The sequence below is a fragment of the Pseudomonas mandelii genome (assembly GCF_002251635.1).
Classification (GTDB): domain Bacteria; phylum Pseudomonadota; class Gammaproteobacteria; order Pseudomonadales; family Pseudomonadaceae; genus Aquipseudomonas; species Aquipseudomonas mandelii_B.
In genome coordinates this window covers 1-6,380 of the sequence record NZ_NMOJ01000144.1, presented here as the reverse complement: position 1 = coordinate 6,380, position 6,380 = coordinate 1, and the positions used below count along the sequence as shown (strand labels likewise).

Genomic DNA, 6,380 nt, shown 5'->3' with positions numbered 1-6,380 from the left:
AATGGCTGACACCTCTCTTTATAAGGACCTGACATGAGCAAGACTCGTATTGCCTTTATCGGTGCCGGAAATATGGCCGCCAGCCTCATCGGCGGCCTGCGCGCCAAAGGCCTGGACGCCGCACAGATCCGCGCCAGCGACCCGGGCGCCGAAACCCGCGCCAAGGTGCAGGCTGAACATGGCGTTGAAGTATTCGCCGACAATGCCGATGCCATTCAAGACGCTGACGTGGTGGTGCTGGCGGTGAAGCCGCAAGCCATGAAAGCCGTGTGCGAAAGCCTGCGCCCGAGCCTGCAACCGCATCAACTGGTGGTATCGATTGCCGCTGGCATCACCTGCGCCAGCATGAACAACTGGCTGGGTGCCCAGCCAATCGTGCGCTGCATGCCCAACACCCCGGCGCTGCTGCGCCAGGGCGTGAGCGGCCTGTACGCNACGGCCGAAGTCAACGCTGAGCAACGCCAGCACGCCGAAGAGCTGTTGTCGGCGGTCGGCATTGCCCTGTGGCTCGACGAAGAACAGCAACTGGACGCGGTCACCGCCGTCTCCGGCAGCGGCCCGGCCTACTTCTTCCTGCTGATCGAAGCCATGACCGCCGCCGGCGTGAAACTCGGTCTGCCTGCGGACATCGCCGCCCAACTGACGGTGCAAACCGCGCTGGGTGCCGCGCACATGGCGGTTGCCAGCGATGTCGACGCCGCTGAATTACGTCGTCGCGTGACGTCCCCTGCGGGCACCACGGAAGCGGCAATCAAATCGTTCCAGGCCGGCGGCTTCGAAGCGCTGGTGGAAAAAGCACTCGGCGCCGCTGCGCACCGTTCGGCCGAGATGGCTGAGCAACTTGGCCGCTAATCAGCTCTTACAAAGGAATTAATGATGCTTGGACTCAATGACGCTGCCATTTTCATAATNCAGACCTTGGGCAGCCTGTACCTGCTGATCGTGCTGATGCGTTTTATCCTGCAACTGGTGCGGGCGAACTTCTACAACCCGCTGTGCCAGTTCGTGGTGAAGGCNACCCAACCGCTGCTCAAGCCGCTGCGCCGGGTCATCCCGAGCATGTTCGGGCTGGACATGTCGTCACTGGTATTGGCGCTGATCATTCAAATGCTGCTGATCGCGGTGATCCTGCTGCTCAAAGGCTTCATGGTCGACTGGCTGTTCCTGGTGCCGTGGGCCCTGATCGCGCTCTTCTCGCTGTTTTTGAATATTATTTTCTGGTCGATGATCATCAGCGTGATTCTGTCGTGGGTCGCACCTGGCAGCCGCAGCCCGGGTGCTGAGCTGGTTGCCCAGATTACCGAGCCCGTGCTGGCACCGTTCCGTCGGTTGATACCCAACCTGGGCGGCCTGGATATCTCGCCGATCTTCGCGTTTATCGCGATCCAGTTGCTGCAAAGCTGGCTGATCCCGCGCCTTGCGAACTTCGCCCTCATGCCAATGGGACTGCTCGGCCTGATCTGATGAGCTACTTTCGCTGGGACGGTGACGACCTGATTCTGGAATGTCACCTGCAACCGGCAGCCCGCAGCGATGATTTCTGCGGGCTGCACGGGGATCGACTGAAGATTCGCCTCACGGCGCCGCCGGTAGAAGGCAAGGCCAATGCGTATCTGATGGCGTTTTTGGCCAAGGCGTTTGGGGTGTCCAAGAGTCAGGTCAGCTTGGTCAGCGGCGAGCTGAACCGGCAGAAGCGGGTGCGGATCTGTTCGCCGAAGAAGCTGCCGGATTTACCGGATCTGCTGCGTCCGGCAGGTTAACCGCGTTATCGTTCTTCGCGGGCAAGCCACGCTCCCACAGGGGTACGCATTCCCCTGTGGGAGCCGGGCTTGCCCGCGATGGTTACACCTCGGTCTAACTGAATGAAATCAGGCCAGCCCTTTGCTTGCTGCTAGGGGCAGCGGTCTTTAGACTTACGCCTCATTTAAACGAGAGCAGGGTCGATGCCAGCTGCCTTCCCCCCCGATTCTGTTGGACTGGTCGTGCCCCAAGTGGCGCACTTCAGCGAACCGCTGGCCCTGGCCTGTGGCCGTTCGCTGCCGGCCTATGACCTGATCTACGAAACCTACGGCCAGTTGAATGCCACGGCGAGCAACGCCGTGCTGATCTGCCACGCCCTGTCCGGCCATCATCACGCCGCCGGTTTCCACAGTGTTGACGAGCGCAAGCCCGGTTGGTGGGACAGTTGCATCGGCCCCGGCAAGCCCATCGACACCAACACGTTCTTTGTGGTCAGCCTGAACAACCTTGGCGGCTGCAACGGTTCCACCGGCCCGAGCAGCCTCAACCCGGAAACCGGCAAGCCATTCGGCGCGGATTTCCCGGTACTGACCGTGGAAGACTGGGTACACAGCCAGGCCCGCCTCGCTGACCTGCTGGGCATCAAACAATGGGCCGCGGTGATCGGCGGCAGTCTCGGCGGCATGCAGGCGATGCAATGGAGCATCACTTACCCTGATCGCATTCGTCACTGCCTGGCAATCGCCTCGGCACCAAAACTGTCGGCGCAGAACATCGCGTTCAACGAAGTGGCGCGCCAGGCCATCCTCACCGACCCCGAGTTCCACGGCGGTTCGTTCCAGGAAGCGGGCGTGATTCCCAAGCGCGGCTTGATGCTGGCGCGGATGGTCGGGCACATCACTTATCTTTCCGATGACTCCATGGGCGAAAAATTCGGCCGTGGGCTCAAGAGCGAGAAGCTCAACTACGACTTCCACAGCGTCGAGTTCCAGGTGGAAAGCTACCTGCGTTATCAGGGCGAGGAATTCTCGGGGCGTTTCGACGCCAACACCTACCTGCTGATGACCAAGGCCCTGGACTATTTCGACCCGGCCGCGAACCATGACGACGACCTGGCGAAAACCTTCGAGGGCGCCACGGCCAAGTTCTGCGTGATGTCGTTCACCACCGACTGGCGCTTCTCGCCGGCCCGCTCCCGAGAGCTGGTGGACGCCTTGATGGCCGCCCGCAAAGACGTCTGCTACCTGGAGATCGATGCACCGCAAGGCCACGATGCCTTCCTGATTCCGATCCCGCGCTACCTGCAAGCCTTCAGCAACTACATGAACCGAATAGCCCTGTGAGAACGCCATGAGAGCCGACCTGGAAATCATCCAAGACTGGATCCCCGCCGGCAGCCGCGTGCTCGACCTTGGCTGCGGCGATGGCGAACTGCTGAGCTGGCTGCGCGACAACAAGCAAGTCACCGGCTATGGCCTGGAAAACGACCCGGACAACATCGCCCAGTGCGTGGCCAAGGGCATCAACGTGATCGAGCAGGACCTGGACAAGGGCCTGGGCAACTTTGCCAGCAACAGCTTCGATATCGTAGTGATGACCCAAGCCCTGCAAGCGGTGCACTACCCAGACCGTATCCTCGACGAAATGCTGCGTGTAGGTCGCCAGTGCATCATCACCTTTCCCAACTTCGGTCACTGGCGCTGCCGCTGGTACCTGGCGAGCAAGGGCCGGATGCCGGTGTCCGAGTTTCTGCCNTACACGTGGTACAACACGCCAAACATCCACTTCTGCACCTTCGAAGACTTCGAAGCCTTGTGCGGCGAGCGTGAAGCCAAGGTGATCAACCGCCTTGCTGTCGATCAACAACACCGCCACGGGTGGGCCAGTAAGCTATGGCCTAATCTATTAGGTGAAATCGGTATTTACCGCGTCAGCAGCCCTGGGTTGCAGGATCACAAAATCGCGGTCTGAACCACGACATTCCAAGGAGAACGATCATGGGTCGTCTAGCGCTGTTTGTACTTACTGCCTGCCTGAGCGTCACGGCCATGGCCGCCGACATCATCAAAGGTGATCGTCAGGAAAAGTTTGGTGATGTGACGGTGCATTACAACACCTTCAACTCGACCTTCCTGACCCCTGATATCGCCAAAGCCGCGGAGCTCACCCGCAGCAAGAACCAAGGCGTGATCAACGTTTCGGTGATCAAGGAAGGCAAACCGCTGATGGCTCAAGTCAGTGGTACGGTCAAAGACCTGACCAGCCAAAGCGTGCCGCTGAAATTCAAACAGATCACCGAACAAGGCGCGATCTACTACATCGCCCAGTTCCCGGTGGATCAGCAGGAAATCCGCACCTTCGAGATCAAGGTGCAGAACGGCGATAAAATCAACACCATCAATTTCAACCAAGAGCTTTTCCCCGGCGAATGATGAACTTCACGCAACTCGTACTGGCCAGCCATAACGCCGGCAAACTCAAAGAACTCCAGGCCATGCTCGGTGAGTCCGTGCAACTGCGCTCGATTGGCGAGTTCAGCCAGGTCGAGCCGGAAGAAACCGGCCTGTCGTTNGTCGAGAACGCCATCCTCAAGGCCCGCAATGCTGCACGCATCTCCGGTCTGCCGGCGCTGGCCGACGATTCCGGGCTGGCGGTGGATTTCCTTGGCGGTGCGCCGGGTATCTATTCGGCTCGTTACGCGGATGGCCAGGGCGATGCGGCGAACAACGCCAAACTGCTCGATGCNNTCAAGGACGTGCCGGACGCGATGCGTGGCGCGCAGTTCGTCTGCGTGCTGGCGCTGGTGCGGCATGCCGATGACCCGCTGCCGATCCTGTGCGAAGGCCTGTGGCACGGGCGCATCCTGCATGCGGCCAGCGGCGAGCATGGGTTTGGCTATGACCCTCTGTTCTGGGTGCCGTCGCGCGATTGCTCCAGCGCCGAGCTGAGCCCGAGCGAAAAGAACCTCATCAGCCACCGCGCCCGTGCAATGGATCTGCTGCGCCAGCGTCTAGGCCTGATATGACCCACGACTCATCCGCGTCACCGCTGATTTTCGGCGGTGCCGCCCCCTCGCCTCGGGCGGCGCTCCCCCACCTGCCGCCCCTGGCGCTGTACATCCACATTCCGTGGTGCGTGCGCAAATGCCCTTATTGCGACTTCAACTCCCACACGGCCAGCAACGTGCTGCCGGAAGAAGAGTATGTGGACGCGCTGCTGGCCGACCTTGATCAGGACCTGCATGCGGTTTACGGCCGTGAACTGAGCTCGATCTTCTTTGGNGGCGGTACGCCGAGCCTGTTCAGCGCCGAGGCCTTGGGCCGTTTGCTCAAAGGCGTCGAGCAGCGGATTCCGTTCGCCAGCGACATCGAAATCACCCTGGAAGCCAATCCGGGAACGTTCGAGCAAGAGAAATTCGTCGCCTACCGCGAGCTGGGCATCAATCGCCTGTCGATCGGCATCCAGAGTTTTCAGGAAGAAAAGCTCAAGGCCCTGGGGCGAATTCACAACGGCGACGAAGCGGTGCGTGCTGCAGGCATGGCGCGTCAGGCCGGGTTCGACAACTTCAACCTGGACTTGATGCACGGCTTGCCGGATCAGTCGCTGGACGACGCGTTGAGCGACCTGCGCCAGGCCATCGCCCTGAAGCCGACGCATCTGTCCTGGTATCAGCTGACGCTGGAGCCAAACACCGTCTTCTGGAACCAGCCGCCCGTGCTGCCGGAAGACGACATGCTGTGGGACATTCAGGAAGCTGGCCAGGCGCTGCTGGCCGAACACGGTTACGCGCAATATGAGGTGTCGGCCTATGCCCAACCGGGTCGCCCGGCGCGGCATAACCTGAACTACTGGAGCTTCGGCGACTTTATCGGCATCGGCGCGGGCGCCCACGGCAAGCTCAGCCATCCAGACGGGCGCATCGTGCGCACGTGGAAGACCCGAGCGCCCAAGGACTATCTCAACCCGGCAAAAAGCTTCCAGGCCGGCGCGAAAGAACTGACCAATGAAGAACTGCCGTTCGAGTTTCTGATGAACGCGTTGCGGCTGACCGAGGGCGTCGAATCGCGACTGTATCCGGAACGCACCGGACTGAGCCTGGACAGCCTCGCCGAAGGCCGCCGGGTCGCCGAACAAAGCGGCCTGTTGCAGGTCGAACCGTCACGTCTGGCGGCGACCGATCGCGGACAGCTGTTTCTCAATGACTTGCTGCAAACATTTCTGAGCTGATTTCAGCCTTAGGGGAAAACGAATGGATTTGATACTCGACCTGCTCGCCACCGTCTCCCGCTGGAGCCGTAGCAACCTGTCGGAAATCGCCCTGGCTCTTGTCGGCTGCTTGCTGGTGTTGTTTGGCGCCGATATCAAAGGCTGGGTCGACCAACGCCTGGGCAGCATCGCCGGTGCGTTGCGCGTGCCGTTGATGGCGCTGGTGTGCATGATCGGCAGCGGCGCAGCGTTGATCTACGCCACACCGTGGATAGTGCGCGGGCTGAGCCAGTTCAATAACTACAGCCTGGCGCCGGTGTTGGTGGTGGTGCTGGTGTTGATTGGCGTTGTGGCAGACCGNCGCTGATNNCAAGACNAAAACACANCACCTGTGGGAGCGGGCTTGCCCGCGATNAGGCCATCANNTTCAACAT

The 6,380-nt window shown here is 60.8% G+C and carries 9 protein-coding genes; all 9 read left to right on the top strand.

The window, feature by feature from the left end; all coding sequences use genetic code 11:
- Window positions 1-33: 33 nt before the first annotated feature.
- The 9 genes from proC to B7L09_RS19210 all read left to right on the top strand — a co-directional run bounded on the left by proC (window position 34) and on the right by B7L09_RS19210 (window position 6,313).
- Complete coding sequence (proC, locus tag B7L09_RS19250; protein WP_094470185.1) at window positions 34-852, top strand: pyrroline-5-carboxylate reductase; 819 nt, start codon at window positions 34-36, stop codon at window positions 850-852.
- A gap of 24 nt (window positions 853-876) precedes the next feature.
- On the top strand, window positions 877-1,464 hold the full coding sequence (locus B7L09_RS19245) for a YggT family protein (protein WP_094470184.1): 588 nt from the start codon (window positions 877-879) through the stop codon (window positions 1,462-1,464).
- The gene (locus B7L09_RS19240) at window positions 1,464-1,760 is read left to right on the top strand and encodes a DUF167 domain-containing protein (RefSeq protein ID WP_094470183.1); all 297 of its coding nucleotides are present in this window, start codon (window positions 1,464-1,466) and stop codon (window positions 1,758-1,760) included. Before B7L09_RS19245 ends, B7L09_RS19240 begins: the two co-directional genes overlap by 1 nt.
- Before the next feature lie 183 nt (window positions 1,761-1,943).
- Complete coding sequence (gene metX / locus B7L09_RS19235) at window positions 1,944-3,083, top strand: homoserine O-succinyltransferase MetX (RefSeq protein ID WP_094470182.1); 1,140 nt, start codon at window positions 1,944-1,946, stop codon at window positions 3,081-3,083.
- Window positions 3,084-3,090: 7 nt separating this feature from the next.
- Window positions 3,091-3,711: a methionine biosynthesis protein MetW gene (gene metW, locus B7L09_RS19230; RefSeq protein ID WP_094470181.1), complete on the top strand. Its 621-nt coding sequence runs from the start codon at window positions 3,091-3,093 to the stop codon at window positions 3,709-3,711.
- A 26-nt stretch (window positions 3,712-3,737) separates the two neighbouring features.
- Window positions 3,738-4,172, top strand: a complete 435-nt coding sequence (locus B7L09_RS19225; RefSeq protein WP_094470180.1) for a DUF4426 domain-containing protein — start codon at window positions 3,738-3,740, stop codon at window positions 4,170-4,172.
- Window positions 4,169-4,765 (top strand): RdgB/HAM1 family non-canonical purine NTP pyrophosphatase, encoded by a 597-nt coding sequence (rdgB, locus tag B7L09_RS19220; RefSeq protein ID WP_094470179.1) that lies wholly within the window; start codon window positions 4,169-4,171, stop codon window positions 4,763-4,765. The genes B7L09_RS19225 and rdgB overlap by 4 nt, the downstream gene beginning before the upstream one ends.
- The gene (hemW, locus tag B7L09_RS19215; RefSeq protein ID WP_094470178.1) at window positions 4,762-5,967 is read left to right on the top strand and encodes a radical SAM family heme chaperone HemW; all 1,206 of its coding nucleotides are present in this window, start codon (window positions 4,762-4,764) and stop codon (window positions 5,965-5,967) included. Before rdgB ends, hemW begins: the two co-directional genes overlap by 4 nt.
- 22 nt (window positions 5,968-5,989) lie before the next feature.
- On the top strand, window positions 5,990-6,313 hold the full coding sequence (locus B7L09_RS19210) for a DUF3392 domain-containing protein (protein WP_094470177.1): 324 nt from the start codon (window positions 5,990-5,992) through the stop codon (window positions 6,311-6,313).
- Window positions 6,314-6,380 lie beyond the last annotated feature (67 nt).